We start from the raw sequence: 17,551 nt of genomic DNA on the forward strand, positions 1-17,551 counted from the left end.
CCCACCCCCGAAGTAGTAACCACCGATCACTCCACCAGTCTCAAGACGGGCCGAGAGTCGACCACGCCCAGGATTTCCGCGACGCGCTCGGGCTTCCACGCCAGCGTCTTCGCCAGTTTGCGCAGGCTCAATCCGCCGTTACATGCCAGTTCAAAGGCTTTGCGCAGCATGCTCGGCTGTTCACCGGGGAACCCTGTGATGGGTTCGGGGCGAAAGCCCGTCTGACCTTTGAGGCGGTGCAAGCGCTGGTAGGCGCGGCTGACCGTGGCATCCGATACCAGACCCAGTTCACGGGAGCGGTATACCAATGACGACACTGACACGCCCCAGACACGCTGAAGCTCGGCCAAGCGCGTGAAATCTATACGGTGCGGGAGATCAGGTCGGATCGAGTCATTCGGTGTAAGGAACGCTGCTGCGAAGGCGTCGGCTTCGCGCTCCTGGACGGCGTCGCCGGAAACGCCATCGGCATGGAGGACTAGGTGGCCAAGCTCGTGGGCTGCGCTGAAGCGGTACCGATACACGTCATCAGACCGGTTGGGCGTCAATACGACGATGGGGCGCGGCAAGCGACACGTGGAGAACGCGTCGACACTCGGTGATCCTGGATCGGCTTCGACGGGAGCCACGACAACGATGCCGCGAGCTTCCATCTGGCGCACAAGATGCCTGATCGGTCCCGTACCCAACTCCCAGCGTCGCCGCAGAGCTGCTGCGGCAGCGTCGGGTTCTCGCGGGAGGTCCGTGCCGGGGTGAATCTCACCGCCGCTGAATCCCGGCAGGTCAACGGGCGGAAGTTGGACATACCGCTCCAGGGCGTAAGTGAGTTCCCAAACCTGGCCAACGTAGCCCGTGGCCTTCTCACGCTGGAAGCTGCGCGTCGACCGCAAGCTCCGGAAGTTGGCCATCGAGGCGTCGATCTTGCCGTGCGGGCGGCCGGCTAGGAAGAACTCGATGGGGACATCGAGCACTTCGGCCAGCTTAGGGACCACATGCGGACGCGGACGCGAGCTGCCTGTCTCGTATTGCCCGATTGCGGCCGGGCTTACGCCGATCTTCTGGGCAACCTCCCGCTTGGTCATCGCCTTGAGTACACGCGCCTGGGTGAGTCGGGCGGCGTCGAACGCATCCGACACCGCCTGGGGCGTGGCTCTGCTCAGCTGGGTGCCGGGCAGATGCGGTTGTTCAGTCCTGGTCATGGTCCTGGGACTTCGCTTCGATGGAGTCGGTCTCGGTTTCGGGCGGTACCTCAAGCCGCTTGTCAATCTCCGACCGCTGCATCAGCGGGACCTCGGGGGCGGTTCCACTGTCGAACCGCTCCTCGTCTTCTCGCTGCTGCGGCAATACGCTATTGGGACGCGTCCCCTGTTGCGCGGCCATGGGGATGGGTAGTTCCTCCACCCCACTCTTCCATGCCAAGCCGCCGTCTTCATCGACCAGGGATGCTCTCCCCCACCAGGCTCGCAGAACGCCCGACTTGTTCATGAGATAGGGGACCAAGACGAGTTGCGTGTTCTCGGGCAACCGCGCCAACTTCGGGCGCAGCTCGACCTCGCTGGCCATACCTTCAATGGTCGGCTGCTCGTAGATCGGCTTTCCTGTGAACGTGAACAGCTCGCGCACGATGTTCGACAGGTCCCTTGGCCACACTGCACCCGGGGCCTCCCGCAGGACCGTCCCGTCGCGGTAGGGGAACAAGATGGTGTTCTGAACGACGACGAGATCGTAGTCCACACCGTCAGGGCGAAACCGGTAGGTCTCCGGCAGCTCAAGTTCCATGACACGGTCACAGACACGATCGAACTGATTGGTCCTGCGCGCTGCTCCAGCAACGTACTGAGTCTCCGAGCCAGAATGCGCTTGCGCATCGAGAACGATGTCCTGCATGTTGCTCATTGCCGCCCCCAGGGCGGTTCGCAGCCGACGAGCGTCGTCGCCGAAACGGGCGACGCTCCACGCAGCAGGTGTCTTCTCCACGCCTGGCTCCTCGATCTCGGTAGCTTCACCAGAGAGCTTCAGACTACACGAAAAACTTCATTTACATACACCAGATTTGCATTTTCTCCGGAGGATGTCGGCGTGTACGTGCGCTAACCATCCGCCAGAGGTCCGCTAAGGTCTGTTCAGTCAGCCGGACCGCGGGGGCACCGCCGCAGCGCGGTTGGATGCGGTGGTCCGCCGAGGAGACACCGGAAGGCACCGCGCCTGCTCTGCGATCTGTTCGAGGTCGTCTTCGCCGAAGCGGATGTGCTTGCCCAGGCGGCGGTGCGGGACCTTGCGGGCGGTGACCTTGTCGCGCAGCCACGACTCGGGGACGTTGAGGCGACGGGCGGCCTGCGGGATAGTCAGCAGCGGGGTGTCCTGCACGGCTCCTCCGTAGTTTCCGTGTTCCGCGAACTACGCCGGTGGCGCGCGGCGGCGACGCGGAAGTGCTGGCGTTCCTCCTCGGAGGCCCCGCCCCACACGCCCCAGCGCTCGCCGGTGCGCATCGCTTGTTCCAGGCACTCGATCCAGACCGGACAGCGTCGGCATACCTGCTTGGCAGCCCGAACGCTGCCGCCTTGGCCGGGGAAGAAGTGCCGGGCATCGTGGTGGCGGCAGAGTGCAGACTCCTGCCACTCCCCCGTCCGCCCCGTGCCTTGCGCGGGTCGTCCCCGTGCAGTGCTCATGTGTTCTCCGCGCTTGTGGTTTCGCCGATCCGGCTGCGGATGCGTTGTCCGGTGCGGGTTTTCAGGCCGAGGCGGCGGGCGAGTTCGGCCCCGGTGATGTCGGGCTCGTCGGCGACCAGGGCGCGGGCAGCGGCGTCCCGGTCGCCGCGGCGGGGCCGCACCGTGGCGGGGGCGGGCCCAGGGCCGTCCCTAGCGCCCCCGTCCCCGCCCTGGTCATCGCCCGGTCCCGCTGGTGTCCCGGCCGTCGCGTATGGGCGCGGTGACGGGCCGTGGTCGGGCCCGTGGGGCGCTGCGGGGGCCGGGCGGGGTGATGGGCCGGGCGCCCCGGTCGTGGCCGTGTCGGGCCCGGTGGTGGGCTCGTTCGGGCTGGCCAGGGTGGCGGTGATGGCGGCGAAGGCCGCCCGGTAGCGCGGGGCCGCCTCGGCCAGCAGGATCAGCAGGACCGGGGCGATCGCGTGGAGAACGATGCCGGTCGGATCCGGATCCCACGCGAGGTGGCCGGGCCGCGGTGCGGCGAAGACCGAGCCCCAGATGTTGGTGACCAGGGTGGCCGCGCCGGTGAAGGTCCGCAGCAGCCAGGCCCGCCACCCGGAGGTGCGGCCGTAGCGGGCCAGGACCGCGTCCGAGCTGAGTGCGGCCCATAGGGCGATGCCGACCAGGGGTTCGAGCATCCAGGCGATCCAGGCGGGTACCCCGTGGTCGATGGCCAGGCGGGCGACGGTGACGGTGGAGAAGGCGAGTGCTCCGGCGGCCACCGCCGTCAGCGCCGCATCCAGGCGCCGGGCGGCGCGCCGGATCCGGGCGATGTCCTCGTGGGCGGTGGCCGCCGGCACGCGTGCTCCTCTCGACGTAGCCACGACGGTCCGTGCCGGCAGGTGTCAGTCGGGCTGGATTGTGTCGGCGTAGCTCATCAGGGCCCGGTGGCGGGCCATGACGTCCTCGGGGATGGCCACGACCCAGTAGGCGGCGCGGCCGAAGTCGCGCCCGCACACCGTGTGCTCGCCCTCGGTGTGCGCCTCGGTGCCCAGCAGCCCGGCCACACGGGCCACCTCTCCGTTCCGGTGCCGGTCGTCGCCGTTCGGGAAGTAGACGACCTCCACGCGGGTGTGTGCGCTGACGGGCAGGTCGGGGCGGTGCTGGAGGAAGTCGGCCAGGGCGCGCAGGTCCTCGGCGAGTGCGCGGTGGGCCTCGGGATCGGTGACGGGTGCCACGGGGTGCTCCTCAGCCGAGTCGGGGTCGGTGTCGCCGCAGTGGTGGCCCGCCGTCACGAGGGCACCTGGCCGTGGCGGGTGAGCAGGTCGAGGACGGCCCGGGCCTGCTGGGGCACGACCGCCCGGCCCAAGGCGCGCAGGTGCGCCTCGCGGGAGAGCCCGAGGGCGGGGTCGGTGACCCAGCCCTCCTCGAAGCCCATGAGCCACTCGGTGAAACGCGCGGACAGGCGGCGGCCGCCGCGCCGGCCGGGCTCCAGCGGGCACGGGACCGGGCGGCCAGTGACCTGCTCCCAGCGGCGGATGGCTTCCTCCTGCGAGCCCCAGCCGCCGGGCTCGCTCAGCGAGCACCGCGCCCGCGCCCCGCCCCGTTCCGGTCCGGGCGAGCAGGAGTGGTCCGCCGTGGCGCAGCCGGAGCGCAGCTGCGGGTGCAGGTCGTGGCCGCGGGGTTGGTCTCGGCCACGTGCCGGATCGCGTCGGGCAGGCCCACCTGCTTGCCGCGGCGTTTGCGCTCGGCCACCCGGCACGGGCCCCGGCCCGCGTCGCGCGCCGCGGGGGTGGGCAGCGAGGAACAGCCGCTCGCGTGTGTGCGGGGCGCCGACGTCGCGGGCGCGTAGGCAGTGCCATCGCGCGTCATACCCGAGGCGGGCCAGGTCGCACAGGAGGCGGCTGAGCCCGGCCCCGCGCCAGCGCCACCGCAGGGCGGCCACGTTCTCCACGATGAGCAGGCGGGGTCGTAGTAGGCGAACGGCGTCCATGACGTGGGTCCAGGTGCCACTGCGGGTTCCCTCCTCGATGCCGGCTCCGCGCCCGGAGATGCTGATGTCTTCGCACGGGAACCCGGCCGCGATGATGTCGACGGGTTCGACGCGGCGCCAGGCGACCTCGGCGAGGTCGCCGAGGTTGGGCACCTGCGGGAAGCGGGCGTCCAGGAAGCGGGCGATGTCGGGATCGTTGTCGGCGACCCAGGCCAGGCGGGCGCCGCCGAGGGCGGCGGCGGCGCCGAGGTCGAGGCCGGCGATGCCGGTGCACAGCGATCCCACCGCCACCGGCTCGGCCGAGGTGGGCCGGTCCGGGTGTTGGGGGCCGATGACGGGGGTGCCGGTGGTTGTCACTCGACCTCCTCTGTGGGGTTGCGCAGGATGAGCGCGTCTTCGTGCTGGATGACGTGGGCGGCGGCGTCGCGGCGGCGCAGCCGGGACGTTTCCAGTGAGGCGAAGAAGGAGCTGCGCGCCACCGTGGTGCCGTCGCGCAGCGCGCACATCAGCGCTGCGCACCGGCCCACGCGCTCCAGCCCGGCCGCCTCGGCCGCGGCCATGGTCTGGCCGGGGAAGTCGACGAGTGCGCCGCCGGTGCGGAAGGGGCGGGTGGTGATGACGACGTGGGCGCCCGGCATAAGGAGCGGTCGGCAGGCGGCCAGGATGTCGGTGAAGGAGGCCAACAGTTCGCGGGTGGGTTGGTGGGCGAGGTTGGCGCGGTCGCGGGTGCGGCTGTAGCGGTAGCTCCACTTGTCCACGGAGGCGGCCCCGTCGCGGGCGGAGCGCACCATGCCGTGGGTGACCGAGGCGTAGGGCGGTGAGGTCAGCAGCAGCGCCGCCCGCCCCGCCGGCTCGGGCCGGGTGGCGTCGTGGGCGAGGCGGGCCGCGTCGCCGGTGCGCACCTCGGCTTCTCCCTCGGCGCCCTGGGCCTGGGCGAAGCGGAGGTTGTGGCGGGCGATCGAGGCCCACTTGGGTTCCAGCTCGAACCCGAGGCCGTCTCGGCCCAGGTAGGCGGCCTCCACCAGGGTGGTGCCGATCCCGCACAGCGGGTCCAGCACCGTCTCGCCCGGTCGGGTGAAGGTGGTGATGGCGTGGCGGGCGATGGCGGGCAGCATCTTGGCCGGGTGCTCCAGCGACAGCCGGGCGTAGCGGGTACCGCGCTGGGCGCGGGCCTGGAGCTGGCCGGTGCTCCACACCGAGCACAGGTGCATGGGGCGGCTCATCGGCCCACCTCTCCTTCTGTCTCGCGGGCGGGTTTGTGCAGCAGGACCACGTCGTCGTGGGCGGGGTGGATCACCGAGGCGGCGGCCGGCGTGTGGCCGGGCCCGAGCTCGTCGGGTCCGGGGACGTCGGGTGCCGGGGTGTCGAGGTAGGTGCCGATCGGGCGGGTCAGGGCGATGACGTGCTGGAGGTAGACCAGTCCGGCCTCGTGGGCGTGGTGGGCGCAGGCGGTGACCTGGTCGGGTTGAGCGCCCGGCTGGTGCGTCCCGCCGCAGACGACGGCGATGTGGCCGCCCGGGCGCAGCAGTTGCTGTGCGGCGTGGACCAGTGCGGCCACCGCTTCGCTGTAGTCGGTGCCGTGCAGCCGACCGAGGTGGTCGCCGTGCGCCGTGTCGGAGTCGTGGTGCTTGGCGGGTTCGGGCAGCCAGGCCACAACCAGCCGGGCGCGCTCGCGCACGCGGGCCAGCAGCGCTGCGGCGGTGCGGGCGTCGCCGCGCCAGTGTGTGACGCAGCGCCTGCGCACCTCCGGCGGTTGGGTGCTCACCCGTTGTTTGGCCGCGGCGAAGCGCTTGGGTTCGACCTCGATGCCGTAGGCCCGGCGGCCGGTGGCCGTGGCTTGGACCAGCGGCGTACCGTCTCCGTGCCCGAGGAGTACGACGGCCTGGTCGGGTTCGCTGAGGTCGGTGATGAGCCGCCGCGAGAGCTGCGCGGAGGATGGTGTGTACGGGTTCTGCCCGCACGGCCACACGCCCAGCGGGGGCCGGAGGTCGTCGTCGCCCGGTGCGGTGTGTACGTGGCCGGGGCGGCTCATCGGCCCACCTCGCCTTCGGCCTCGCGGACGGGCTTGCGCAGCAGGACCACGTCGTCGTGGGCGGGATGGATCACGCTCGCCGCCGCCTGCGCTTGGGCCGGGCCGAGGCAGCCGGCCCCGGGCGCACCCGCGCCCATCTCGTCGAGGTAGGCCCCGACCGGCTGGGTCAAGGCGATGACGTGCTGGAGGTAGACCAGTCCTGCGGCGTGGGCGTGGTGGGCGCAGGCGGTGACCCGGTCGGGCCCGGTCCCGGATTCGTCCGCGCCGCCGCACACCAGGGCCGCGTGCCCGCCCGGTTCCAGCACCCCGGCCGCCGCGGCGATCACGTCGCCTACCGCGTGGCTGTAGGCCGAGCCGCGCAGCCGTCCGAGGTGGTTGCGGTGCGTACTGGAGGCGGTGCGGGAACCGGGGGCGGGCAGCCGGGCCACCACCAGCGCCAGCGGCCCATCGGTGCCATCGCGCAGCTGCGCGGCGGCGCGGGCGTCGCCGCGCCAGTGCGCGACGTCGTGCCGCTGCTCGTCGGCGAGGTCCGCACGGATGCGGCGCTCGGCGGTGTGCACCCGGTCGGGATCGACCTCGACGCCGTAGGTCCGCCGGTCGTGGCGCGCCGCCTCGATCAGGGGTGTGCCGTCGCGGTGGCCGAGGAAGGCCACCGCCTGGCCCGGGCGGGACAGGCCGGTGATCAGCCGCCGCGTGAGGTCGTGGCTGTAGTGGGTGTGCGGATCCTGCCCGCAGGGCCACACCCCCAGCGGGGGCCGGAGGTCGTCGTCGCCTGGTGCGGTGTGTGCTCGGCTGCTGTGTCCTGGCATGTGCCGTGTGCCCGCCCGCCCGTCTGCCTCGCCCTGACACCCACGAATAGAGCCAGGCCCGCCCCGGGATTGGACACGGGCGCCGGAATGCGGAAGCGCCCCGAGGCGGGGCCTCGGGGCGCGGTGCGGGCGCGGTCAGGGGTTACCGGCGACGGTGGCGGCAGCGGGTGAGGACCCAGGCGGCGCCCAGCCCGGCCAGGGCGGCGCCGCGCGCGACCGGTGAGCAGAGCCCGTCGGCGGTGGCGGCCATCGACCGCAGGTAGCGGTAGTGGCTGGCGCACGCCGCGCCGCAGAAGGCTGTGGGCGCGAGCGCCCCTCCGGTGAGGTGCGCGGCTGCGCGTGCGGCGGCGGCCAGGGGCACGGCGAGGGTCAGGGCCGCGGTGATCAGGCACGCGTCGGCACAGGACATGGGTGGCTCCGTTTCATGGCGGTAAGCGATCGGCTCGGGCGTCGGGGCGGGCGCCCGGGGCGGAAGAACACACCCCCGGGGCACCCGCCCCCGGACTCAGGCGGCGCTGTAGCGGCGCGGGGCCGCACACGTCAGCTCGGCCTCGCCGTCCTTGGCCAGCCGGGCCAGGGCGTTCTGGATCGCGCCGACGCTGCGCCCGCGCAGCAGGTGGCTGATCTCGGTGGGCGAGAACTCCTCCCCGGGCTCGGAGGCGAGGACGGCCTTGACGATCTGCCGCAGCCCGCCCGGCTCCAGCCGACTCGTGCGGCTCACCTTGTTCGTCTGCGCCACCCCGATTGCGGGGCCGTCGGGCTTTGCGGACGGGGCGGCCACAGGGGCGTCGCGGGAGGTCGCGGTCGTGGCGGCCGCCTCGGGCGGGCGCGGCGCCGGTGCCTCCTCGGCGGTGGGCGCGGGTGCGGCCGCGGCCTTCGGTGTGTCGGGCTCGTCTGCGGCGGCCGGGGCCTCGGGCGGGGCCGGCGACTCGGCCGCGGGTGCCGGGGCGTCGTTGTCCGGGTCCGGCGAGGCGGGGGCCTCGGCCTCCGTCTCGGCGGCGGTGCCGGTGGCCGCGAGGCTCCAGAGGTCGGGCAGGCGCTTGCCCGCCTCCCGGTCCCCGCGGGTGCGGGCGGCGCGGCCGTCGGCCTCCAGGCCGCGCAGGGCCTGGGTGACGGTCGAGCGGCCGCGGCCGGTGGCCTCGGCGATCTCGGCCGCGGTGGCGGGGGCGGTGCGTCCGTGCAGGCAGGTGAGGATGTCGGTGCGCACAGCGGTGCTGGCCATGGTCATCGGTCCCTTCGAAGATGCGGAGTCGGCCGGATGCGGGGGCGGGGCGGCCCGGGGCCGCCCCGCCCGCGGGTGTCAGCGCCAGGCGTGGGCCTTGGCGGTGGCGACGAGGTGGTCGACGTGGTCCTGGGCGTCGGCTCCGTCGCCGTTGACGACGAGGCCCTTGATCTGGCGTCCCAGGTCCCAGGCGCGCAGGAGCATGCGCGTGGGACGGCCCTGGGCGTCGGCGGCGTACTTCACCGTTGCGGTGATGTAGGGGGCCTGCCAGTAGACGAAGTGGTCGCGCACGATGCGGGTCTGGTCGGTGGCCCAGCGGTCGCTGCGGCGGTCGAGGAGGAAGTCCTCGGTGTGCATCGCCGCGCGCACAGGCTCGATCGGGGCGAAGGGCACCGGGCCCTGGTCGTACCAGTCCCCCAGGTAGTCGAATGCGGTGTAGACGAGGGCGTCCAGGAGGTCGTCCATGGTTTCGCCGTTGGCGCGGTGGGTGACCATCTCCTCGGCGAGGTCGGCGTGGCCCCAGACGATGACCGCGTCGGGCTCGGGCACCCGCCGGATCCGCTCGGGGTTGAGGACCCGGTAGGCGGGGCGGCCGCGGTGCTCGTGGTAGGCGATGGCGGATCCGGGACCGGCGTTCAGGCAGCGCAGGACCTGCTCGAGGGTCATTGGGGCCTCGACGGCCCGGTCGAGGAAGACGTCGGTGCTGTCGGTGGTGCGCATGGTGCTACTCCGTTTCGGTGGTTCATGAGGTCGGGCGGTGGGGCGGGCGCGGCCGAGGGCCGCGCCCGCCCGCCGGATACGTCAGTGGCCGAGGTAGCGGTACAGCGCGGTGCTGATCTCGTTGGCGCGGGTGCGCACCAGTCCCTCCTGCAGCGGGGCGTGCCAGGAGGCGAACTCCGCGGCGATGTCGTAGAGCCCCACCCGCACCTCAGCCCGGTCGTCGCCCAGGGGCCGGTGCCGCACCGCCGCCGTGACGGTCGGCACGCGCATGGGGGTGAAGAAGTCCTGCGTGGTCCGGGCGCCGTCGCAGGTGCCGAGGTGGCTGCACCGGCTGAGGTGGAAACCGTTCCGGGCCATCTCGCGCCGCAGCTCCAGGACCAGGGGCAGCCCGGCGAGGCGACCCACATCGGCCCAGGCCTCCAGATGGGCCCGGCAGCCCTCGGCCAAGGACCGGGTCACCTGGCGCAGGGTCAGCCCCGCGGCGCGGGCGCCCTCCAGGACGCTCTCGATGTCGCCGTAACCGCAAACCAGGACCTCGTCCGGCTCGGTCGCGTTGCGGGCCTCCTCGGCCAGACGGAGACGGTACTGGCGGTCGTGGCAGCTGTAGACGATCACCGTGCCCGGCCCGCCCAGATAAGCGGCGATCACCTGGTCCGGGTAGAGGACCGCCTCTGCGGCATGGGACATGAAGGTGTCCGGGAATTCAGACATAGATCTACTCCGTGACGTGCGTAAAAGGGGTGTCTGGGGCGGGGCGCCGCCGCCGGGCGGCGGCGCCCCGGGTGTGCGGGCGACTCAGACCGTGGGAAGGGCCTTCAGGGCCGCCTCGATGGCCCCGGTGATCAGGCGGCTGGACATGCCGGGCCGCGGGCCCTGGAGGTCGAGGTGGAACCGCATGACCTCGGTGCGCCCGTTGGCGCGCAGGATGCGCACACGGGTGGGTGAGGTCTGCATGAACGCGGTCGTGACCTGGAGGATCACCTCGGGGCGGTGTGCGCTCCGGTAGGTGTCGGTGAGGAAGTACTCGCCTTTGAACTCGCAGGAGAGAGGACCGTCGGCCAGGTGGCAAGACCGCAGGGACAGGTCCGTGCGCAGGTCGGTCACAGCGGGAGTCAGAGCCTTGACACGCGGCCAGTCGGCCAGGGAGTCGTTGGCGATGTCGGTCAGGTTGCTGGCCATGTAGGCGTCGGAGTAGTCGTCGCCGTTGTCGATGGCCTGCTCGATGATCCCGGTCGGGGTGTCGATCCCGGCGATGACCATCCCCTCAGGGCCGGGCACGTCGTCGGGGCGGGTGAGCTTCACCCGGTTGGTGGCCTCGTACCAGACCAGGAGGCTGCCCAGGGTGCCCTCCTCCAGGGCCCTGACGTGCTCGGGGGTGACCGTGATGGCCCGCTGGTGCGGCATAATGGTGCTCACAGCACGCTCCTTGTTACTCATAGTGGTGTTGTGTGGCCCGCGCCCACCCCGGTAGTGAGGTGGAATTCAACGCCGGGTGTTCGGGCGCGGGCGCTCTTTCATACGGGGCGGGTGTCCGCCCCGCGGTCTACTCGGTCGGAACCCAGATGACCGGTTCGGCGGGGCGGCTGTCCCCCTCCGCGGCAGGGACCGGGCACAGCGGTTCGCCGTCGTGGTGGCTGTAGGCCGGCCGGTCGGTCGCGATGGACCAGATCCGCGGCGGCTTGCGCCTCACCGGTTCCTTGCATCCCGGACAGAAAACTTCTCGGTTTCCGCCCATGATTACCTCCCTTTTCGGGGGCGGTCGAATTCCGTCGCCCTCGGGAAACCCAAACGTCGCTTGGGCCTGTTCGCCGAGTCAAGCCGTTCGGCGTTTCCGCCCTGCGGTTTCCGTCGGCGTTCCCGCTGACACCACCAAGAGCAACTTGGGCCCGGCGGGAATGTCAAACCGTTCCGGCAACTTTTTTCGCGGAACCCGCACATAGGAGGAACCGCGCACGCGCGGGAAAGGCTTCCGGGGCCCGCCGGCGAACATCCGACAACCCGCGAACGACTCCGTTCTGGGTGATCATGGACCCCGGAATCCGCAAACCCGACAAGACGAAAGGACACAAAAACAAAGAAGATACAAAGAAACAGAAGGAGAATAATAAGAAGGAAGGAACGATAAATGTTATGAACGGAGTAATAGCCGGTCCGAGGCAGCAGGACAGCGGGATGAACGGGCCGCCGGGCGGCCCGCACCCTACGGATACCACAGACACCTGTGGTCTCTAGTTCTGTGCACCGGCCTATCCCCTGATTGCATCCTGACCTGCACTGATCACCACACCTGGGGGGCACGGTCAAGCGCCCCCCGAATCAGACCCCAAAACGTGGCGCGTGCGTGCCCCGAATCAGGCCTCAAATCGCGCGGCAAATCAGACGGCGAATCAGGCGCCGCCTCTGCAGGCTCCGTCTGGCTGCTCGGCCGCTCTCTAACGGGGAGCGCCGGATCGCAGCGGGGCAATAGAGGTGAGGTTCTCCACCCGCGCCCGCACCTCTTTGGAGGGACGCTCGCCGATACCGCGCAGGTTCTCACTCAATCGCTGGTAGGTGCGGTGGACCGCGTCGGGATCGTTGTTCTCCGCATATGCCTCGGCCAGCATCCGGTGCACCATTTCGTTGTAGGCATCGATGGTGCACGCCCGGTCCAGCAAAGAAACCTTGTCCGCCACCGCGGTGGTTTCCTCGGCGAGGCGTACGCAGGTTTGCGCGGCGCTGCGCCGGCACCGGTGGCGTTCGGTCTCCACCCAGGTTTCGGTGATATCCGAAAGCAATTCACCGACATAGTAGGCGAGGGCGGTGCGACGGTTTTCGGCGCGTGCGTCACCGGAGGTGGTTTTGGCGCGGTCGAGGGCGTCGTTGAAATGCCGCAGGTCGACGTCGAACAACTCTTTCTGGAGGCGGTAGCGCCCGCCGACCGTCTCGACCACCGGCATCTCCTCGGCGCCCAGGGCGGCACGTATTGCGCTGCGGGCGCTGCTGAGGGCGTTGTTGCGGGCGGAACGGGCCCGGGCCGGGCTCGCACCAGGGGCGAGGAGTTCGCTGATCTCCTCGCCGGTGGCCCCGTCCGGGTGGATCGCCAAGTACGCGAGCAACAGGCGGGCCGCAGCGCGCATCCGGTCGGTGACCTCGCTCCCGGCGGCGCGCACGTCCACGCGCGGGGCGAACAGCCGCAGGACCACGGCGCCCGGCCCGGCTTCCGGCCGCGGCGCAGGAGCGTCGGCGCCGGCATTCGCGGCGGGAGAGGGGTGCACCGGAGCCGGGTGCTCACCGGCAGGCGGCGGTTCGCCTGCAGGGGCGCCGTCCTGGCGCCATAGGGCATCGGCCGGGAACTCGCGGACGGTCGCGTCAGCCTCGGTGATACGCACAAGCTCGTCGCCGGCGTGGATGCGGGTGCCCTGGCCCAGGTCGGCCAGGGCGATCACGGTAGGCGCTGTGGCGGACTCGACGGCCAGCATCGCGCGCACACGCTCGTGTGGAGCCCCCTGGCCCGAGGCCTCCACCAGCACGGTCGGCAACACCTCCGCCGTCTCCTCCTCTGCGTCGTCCTCCGCGGTGCGCTGGGCGGCCACCAGGTACGCCTCGGCCCGCACCAGGGCGGCCTCGGTCCCCATGACGCGGGTCACTCCGTGGAGGTTTCCGTCCTCGCCACAGCCGATCTCCTCAAGCGCGCTGCGGGTGGCGATCACGCTTCCCGGCGCCTGGCGGGCTGTGCGGGCCAGCAGCGCGGCGACGACGCCCGCTGCGTCGGGCCCGGTGATGGCCAGGCCCCGGGTGGCGTCCACCACCACCTCCGGTCCCAGCCGCACCTGACGGGAGCCTTCGCTCGCCTCGGCTTCAACGGGCCGGGACGGGGCGGGCGCTTCGTCCTCGGCCGCCGCTTCCGACAACGTGGTCTCATCGTCCTGCAGCGCGGGTCCCAAGGCGCCGTCTCCCGTGTGACGGTGGCGACGGCTGCGGCGCGCGAGGGCACAGCCGCCAGCGAGGGCCGCCGCTCCGATGGCCGCTGTCGCCGCTGCCGCGGGCACCGCGATGCCGGAGGTCGCTTCCTCGCGCTCCTGTGCCGCCGGAGCGCTCTTCTCGTGTCCGGCGGCGGTGTGGTCCGGCTTCTCCACGGGCCGCACGGGGCCGGGTTTCGACGGTGGCTGGAGGCGGTAGTCGATCTCGACGCGGCGCAGTTCGGCATAAGTATCGCCGCCATGCGGGGGTGGCTGCGCCTCGCCCTCGCCCTCGACCGTGAAGGCGAACTCCGCGCCGAGGGTGGTGCGCAGGTAGGACGCGGCGGCCTGGGCGCGGCGCTGCGACAAGTCGAGGTTGTAGTCCTCGCCGCCGGTGGGGTCGGTGTGGCCGGTCACGGTGATCGGCGTATCCGGGTCGCCGTAGGCCCGGACGAGTTCGGCGACCGAGTCGAGCCGGGCGCGCATGTCCGGGGCCAGGTCGGCGGAGTCGAGGGCGAATCCGGTCACGGAGCGGTGGCGGTGGACGCCCCGGTCCCGATCTTGCTGGTGTTCTCGCTCGTCGGGGCCGTGTTCGGCCGCGCTGATCGGCTGAGCGGCGCTGTAGGCGGACGCGGTGTCGGCGGCCGCCGGTGCGGCCAGCGCGGTTCCCGAGGCGGTGGCCGCCAGGACGGCGGCTGCCAGCCGGGCGACGGCCATGCGGGGCGCCTGCCCTTGGACCATGCGCAGCAGGTCGGCGACGGTGGCCAGCGCGTAGGCGGTCCAGGCCGCGGCAACCAGGCACATGAGCGCGGCCAGCAGGAGCGAGGTCGGCAGGGTGAAGGCGCGCAGGTGCATCACCACCTCGGCCCATCCCACCCCGTCGGCTGCCAGCGGCCATCCGACGCGGGCCAGCGCCACGGGTGTGCCCGTCAGGAACGCGGCTCCGGCGACGCCGGCGGCCCTCTCGGTCAACGGCTGCACGGTCACGTCCTCCTCGTCTCCTCACCGGTCGGGGCGTCGGCGGGTGGGCTCAGCGGCGGATCATGTCGGCTTCGGCGCGGGCCCGGGCGATGCCCTCGCCCAGCGGCAGGATCGTGGTGGAGTAGGGCACCTCGGCCACCACGGTCACGGTCGAGCCCTGCACCCGCGCGGTTCCGGTGGCTCCGGCCGCGCGCAGATGCTGGCGGGCGCGCTCCCGCGCCGCGGAGGCGTCGAGCTGCACCTGCCCCTGCTCGGTCACGGCGGCCTCGTCGAGTTCGCGGGCTCCGGCGCGGGAGGCCTCGTGCGCCAGGGTGGAGGCGCGGGTCTTGTCGATGAGCATGCGCCCGCCGTCGAGGACGAGCCCGAAGCAGGCGGCGATCGCCGCACCCAGGACGACGACGAAGACGACAACGCGGCCTCCGTCGTCACGCGAACGCGGTTTCAACCGGCCTCCTCGTGGTCGCGGTGGGGATCTATCGGGGCCCGCGAGGTTCCGCTCAGCCGGGTGTGGCCGGGCAGCCCGAGCGGGGCGAGGTCGCCCAGTGCGATACGGCAGGTGATGCGCACCCGTGCCGCCTGTTCCCGCGCGCGTCCCACCGTGGTGAGAGTGACGGTGTGGTCCTGGCAGGCCAGCCCGGCCCGTTGCAGCTCCTTCCGCGCGTGACCGACGGCGGCGCTTTCGGCCCCGGCCGGGGTCGTGTGTAGGGATGCGGCGCGGGCTGCGCCGTGGGCGGCCGCGGACACCTCCAGCGCCGCGTCGGCGTGGCGGGCGGCGGCCACCATCAGCAGCGCGGCCAGCATCAGGACCGGTGCGGCCATCATCAGCTCCACGGCCGCGCTGCCCTGCTCGTCGCGGCGTCGACGCCTCACGCCGGCGCCTCGGTGCGTTCGACCGGGCCGCGCGCCACCGCCTCCACACTGGGGTGCCAGCCGGGAACGATGCTGAGCACGTCGGCGCGGGCGGTGGCCCTGGCCTGTCCCGGGGTGCGCACCACCCGGACGTGTGGCTGGCGCAGCAGGTTCCCGCCGAGCTGGGTGATCGCCTGTTCCCCGGCGCGCCTCCCGGTGGCGGCGGTGGCGTCATAGGTTCGGGCGGCGGCCACGGCCTGGTGGGCGATGGCGTCGGCGCGCTGCTGGGCGTGGGCCCACAGCCCGATCTGGAAGACGCCCATGATCATGGCGAAGGCCACCGGCAACGCCATCACCAGCTCGGTGGAACCGCGTTCGTCGCGGCTCCTCACTCCCCCACTCCCAGGTCGATGTTCTTCGCGGCGTCGGTGAAGGTGTCGATGAGGATGGGCCCGACCACGGCGGTGATGGCGACCACGATGGTGATGCCGATGATCAGCTCGGTGGTGTAGGAGCCCCGTTCACACCGGCGCGCGGCACGGTGGCGCCTGCGGAAAGCGGCGCAGACGCTGCGGGGTTGCGACAGCACGGGTGTGTTCCTCTCGCGGGTCGAGTGCGGCGGAATCGTCGGTCAGAAGCCGGTGACCACGTGGACCAGGGCCGGGTAGCCGATCAGCACCATGAACCCGAGTACGAGCACGGTCACCGGCAGGGTCATGCGCTCGGTTCGGGCGGCCGTGCGGGCCTCGGCCGCGGCCCGTTCGGCGGTGCGCAGGGCTGTTGCTTTGGAGGCGATCGAGGCGCGCACGCGGGCGCCGTCGGCCCCGGCCAGCTGCAGTGAGGCCGCCAGCTCGCCCAGCTCCGCAACACCGGTGGTGTCGGCCAGGTGCGCCAGGGCGGACCAGGCGGGTTGTTGGCGTACGGCGCTGGTGTGCAGGGCGGTGCGGATCTGTTCGCAGGCCCAGCCGCGGCCGGGCCGGGCCGCCTGGGTCAGGGCCCCGGCGACCCCGGCGCCACCGGCCAGGGCGATCACGCTGAGGTCGGCCAGCACGGAGGTGGCGGTGCGCAGTTCGGCGCGGCGCCGGCGCGCTTGGGTGCGCACCGCCAGGTCCGGAGCCATCCAGCAGGCGCCCGCGCACCCGGCCGAGACCGCCAGCAGGGTCGGCGGGGCCAGCCCGGCGCCGAGCGCGGTGTCGAGCCCGGCCAGGACCACGGGCACGGCTATGGCGGCCGCTACGGCGGTGGCTTTCTCGGCCAGGTAGGCCTCGGTGGAGGAGTCGCACAGGGCCAGATCGGCGCGCAGTCGGTGGCGGGGCAGCCCGAGGCGGGCCAGCCAGGCCGCACCCTTGGAGCCGAGCCGGGCCGCCGGGCCGCCGTGGGCGGCCGCGGGCTGGCGGGGAGTCGACGGGTTCAGCAACTCGGCCAGTGACGGGCGACGGCGCGCACGTGCCAGCATCCACACGCCGGCGCCCAGGGCCGCCCCCGCGATCCCGGCGGCAACGGCGCTCACCCGGCATCACCCCCGGTGCGGGCGAGCAGGCGGGGCGCGGCCACGGGGGCGGTCAGCCGGGCCAGCCATACGAAGGCCACCGCCCAGAGCGCTCCCACCAGGCTCAGCACGATCTGGCCGGTCAGGGTGTCGAAGGGGGCGAGGTAGGTGCGGTTGAAGGCTACGAGTCCGGCGACCATGAGCAAGGACATGGCGGCGATGATGCGCACGGAGGCGCGCACGCGGGCGCGTCCGGCCGAGGTGCGCACCAGCATCGTCGCGCGGTCCCGGGAGGCTTCGGCCAGCCTTCCCAGCAGGGCGCCCAGATCGGCGGCGTGGCGGCCTTCGGCCGAGGAGAGGGCGACGGCGACCAGGTCGGCGGTGGGGTTGTCCACCTTCCGAGCGAAGGCGCCCATCGCCTCGTCCATGGCGACGCCGCTACGCAGGCGCCGGCCCAGGGCGGCGACCTCGGCGCGGATCGGGGCCGGGGCCACGGGGGCGGTCGCCAGCACGGCCTGGTGCAGCCCGGCCGAGGCGGCCATGAGGTCGCGCAGCTGCTGGGCCCAGGTGGCCACGGCCTCAGCGCTTTCGGCTTCGGCGATGGTCGCCGTGTCGGGGCCCAGTAGGCGCGGCAGCCACCACGCTCCGGCCGCGGCCATGACCGCACCGGCGACCCACCCCGTGGCCGCCCCCGTAGCGGCCCCGGCTCCTGCTGCGGCGACGGCCCGGCCCCACCGGCGCCCCACGGCCCGGCGCAGCCGAGCACGCGCGTCAGCGGCAGTGGTGGTGCGGTGGCGGGAGGCGGCATAGGCCAGCATGACCGTGCCAGCCCCGCCGAGGCCGCCGGCTGCGGCTGCCACCATTCCGGTCGGCATG

Annotated in this window: 23 protein-coding genes; all 23 read right to left on the bottom strand. The window is 72.5% G+C overall.

Annotated elements, in window-relative coordinates; all coding sequences use genetic code 11:
- Positions 1-26: 26 nt before the first annotated feature.
- Positions 27-1,199: a helix-turn-helix domain-containing protein gene (locus HNR25_RS10775; RefSeq protein WP_184634637.1), complete on the bottom strand. Its 1,173-nt coding sequence runs from the start codon at positions 1,197-1,199 to the stop codon at positions 27-29.
- Entirely contained in the window at positions 1,186-1,977 is a 792-nt protein-coding gene (locus tag HNR25_RS10780) for a hypothetical protein (RefSeq protein ID WP_184634639.1), read from the bottom strand. The genes HNR25_RS10775 and HNR25_RS10780 overlap by 14 nt, the downstream gene beginning before the upstream one ends.
- A 150-nt stretch (positions 1,978-2,127) precedes the next feature.
- Positions 2,128-2,367: a helix-turn-helix domain-containing protein gene (locus HNR25_RS10785; RefSeq protein ID WP_184634641.1), complete on the bottom strand. Its 240-nt coding sequence runs from the start codon at positions 2,365-2,367 to the stop codon at positions 2,128-2,130.
- The gene (locus tag HNR25_RS10790; RefSeq protein WP_184634643.1) at positions 2,346-2,669 is read right to left on the bottom strand and encodes a WhiB family transcriptional regulator; all 324 of its coding nucleotides are present in this window, start codon (positions 2,667-2,669) and stop codon (positions 2,346-2,348) included. The genes HNR25_RS10785 and HNR25_RS10790 overlap by 22 nt, the downstream gene beginning before the upstream one ends.
- Positions 2,666-3,502, bottom strand: a complete 837-nt coding sequence (locus HNR25_RS10795; RefSeq protein ID WP_184634645.1) for a hypothetical protein — start codon at positions 3,500-3,502, stop codon at positions 2,666-2,668. Before HNR25_RS10795 ends, HNR25_RS10790 begins: the two co-directional genes overlap by 4 nt.
- A 45-nt stretch (positions 3,503-3,547) precedes the next feature.
- Positions 3,548-3,937 (bottom strand): M14 family metallopeptidase, encoded by a 390-nt coding sequence (locus tag HNR25_RS10800; protein ID WP_184634647.1) that lies wholly within the window; start codon positions 3,935-3,937, stop codon positions 3,548-3,550.
- Complete coding sequence (locus HNR25_RS10805) at positions 3,934-4,992, bottom strand: DNA cytosine methyltransferase (protein WP_312862477.1); 1,059 nt, start codon at positions 4,990-4,992, stop codon at positions 3,934-3,936. The genes HNR25_RS10800 and HNR25_RS10805 overlap by 4 nt, the downstream gene beginning before the upstream one ends.
- The gene (locus tag HNR25_RS10810; RefSeq protein WP_246463595.1) at positions 4,989-5,858 is read right to left on the bottom strand and encodes a TRM11 family SAM-dependent methyltransferase; all 870 of its coding nucleotides are present in this window, start codon (positions 5,856-5,858) and stop codon (positions 4,989-4,991) included. The genes HNR25_RS10805 and HNR25_RS10810 overlap by 4 nt, the downstream gene beginning before the upstream one ends.
- The gene (locus tag HNR25_RS10815; RefSeq protein WP_184634649.1) at positions 5,855-6,667 is read right to left on the bottom strand and encodes a hypothetical protein; all 813 of its coding nucleotides are present in this window, start codon (positions 6,665-6,667) and stop codon (positions 5,855-5,857) included. Before HNR25_RS10815 ends, HNR25_RS10810 begins: the two co-directional genes overlap by 4 nt.
- Positions 6,664-7,476 carry a hypothetical protein gene (locus HNR25_RS10820; protein WP_184634651.1) on the bottom strand — a complete coding sequence of 271 codons (813 nt, stop codon included), beginning with the start codon at positions 7,474-7,476 and terminating at the stop codon, positions 6,664-6,666. The genes HNR25_RS10815 and HNR25_RS10820 overlap by 4 nt, the downstream gene beginning before the upstream one ends.
- Positions 7,477-7,618: 142 nt before the next feature.
- Positions 7,619-7,885 carry a hypothetical protein gene (locus HNR25_RS10825; protein ID WP_184634653.1) on the bottom strand — a complete coding sequence of 89 codons (267 nt, stop codon included), beginning with the start codon at positions 7,883-7,885 and terminating at the stop codon, positions 7,619-7,621.
- A gap of 96 nt (positions 7,886-7,981) precedes the next feature.
- The gene (locus HNR25_RS10830; protein ID WP_184634655.1) at positions 7,982-8,698 is read right to left on the bottom strand and encodes a helix-turn-helix domain-containing protein; all 717 of its coding nucleotides are present in this window, start codon (positions 8,696-8,698) and stop codon (positions 7,982-7,984) included.
- Positions 8,699-8,776: 78 nt separating this feature from the next.
- Positions 8,777-9,418 carry a hypothetical protein gene (locus HNR25_RS10835; RefSeq protein ID WP_184634657.1) on the bottom strand — a complete coding sequence of 214 codons (642 nt, stop codon included), beginning with the start codon at positions 9,416-9,418 and terminating at the stop codon, positions 8,777-8,779.
- Between the two features lie 81 nt (positions 9,419-9,499).
- Complete coding sequence (locus HNR25_RS10840) at positions 9,500-10,129, bottom strand: hypothetical protein (RefSeq protein ID WP_184634659.1); 630 nt, start codon at positions 10,127-10,129, stop codon at positions 9,500-9,502.
- Between the two features lie 84 nt (positions 10,130-10,213).
- On the bottom strand, positions 10,214-10,834 hold the full coding sequence (locus tag HNR25_RS10845; protein ID WP_184634661.1) for a hypothetical protein: 621 nt from the start codon (positions 10,832-10,834) through the stop codon (positions 10,214-10,216).
- 127 nt (positions 10,835-10,961) lie between these two features.
- Positions 10,962-11,108 (bottom strand): hypothetical protein, encoded by a 147-nt coding sequence (locus HNR25_RS10850; RefSeq protein ID WP_184634663.1) that lies wholly within the window; start codon positions 11,106-11,108, stop codon positions 10,962-10,964.
- 742 nt (positions 11,109-11,850) lie between these two features.
- Positions 11,851-14,343 (bottom strand): OmpA family protein, encoded by a 2,493-nt coding sequence (locus tag HNR25_RS10855; RefSeq protein WP_184634665.1) that lies wholly within the window; start codon positions 14,341-14,343, stop codon positions 11,851-11,853.
- Between the two features lie 43 nt (positions 14,344-14,386).
- Positions 14,387-14,782: a pilus assembly protein TadG-related protein gene (locus HNR25_RS10860; protein WP_184634667.1), complete on the bottom strand. Its 396-nt coding sequence runs from the start codon at positions 14,780-14,782 to the stop codon at positions 14,387-14,389.
- A complete protein-coding gene (locus HNR25_RS10865) occupies positions 14,779-15,207 on the bottom strand; it encodes a hypothetical protein (protein WP_312862478.1) in 429 nt (142 codons plus the stop codon). Before HNR25_RS10865 ends, HNR25_RS10860 begins: the two co-directional genes overlap by 4 nt.
- The gene (locus HNR25_RS10870) at positions 15,204-15,578 is read right to left on the bottom strand and encodes a TadE family protein (protein WP_312862479.1); all 375 of its coding nucleotides are present in this window, start codon (positions 15,576-15,578) and stop codon (positions 15,204-15,206) included. The genes HNR25_RS10865 and HNR25_RS10870 overlap by 4 nt, the downstream gene beginning before the upstream one ends.
- Complete coding sequence (locus tag HNR25_RS10875) at positions 15,575-15,775, bottom strand: hypothetical protein (protein WP_312862480.1); 201 nt, start codon at positions 15,773-15,775, stop codon at positions 15,575-15,577. Before HNR25_RS10875 ends, HNR25_RS10870 begins: the two co-directional genes overlap by 4 nt.
- 42 nt (positions 15,776-15,817) lie before the next feature.
- Positions 15,818-16,696, bottom strand: a complete 879-nt coding sequence (locus HNR25_RS10880) for a type II secretion system F family protein (RefSeq protein WP_184634669.1) — start codon at positions 16,694-16,696, stop codon at positions 15,818-15,820.
- On the bottom strand, positions 16,693-17,550 hold the full coding sequence (locus tag HNR25_RS10885) for a type II secretion system F family protein (RefSeq protein ID WP_246464209.1): 858 nt from the start codon (positions 17,548-17,550) through the stop codon (positions 16,693-16,695). Before HNR25_RS10885 ends, HNR25_RS10880 begins: the two co-directional genes overlap by 4 nt.
- Position 17,551: the final 1 nt, after the last annotated feature.

The sequence above is a fragment of the Streptomonospora salina genome, assembly GCF_014204715.1.
Classification (GTDB): Bacteria; Actinomycetota; Actinomycetes; order Streptosporangiales; family Streptosporangiaceae; genus Streptomonospora; species Streptomonospora salina.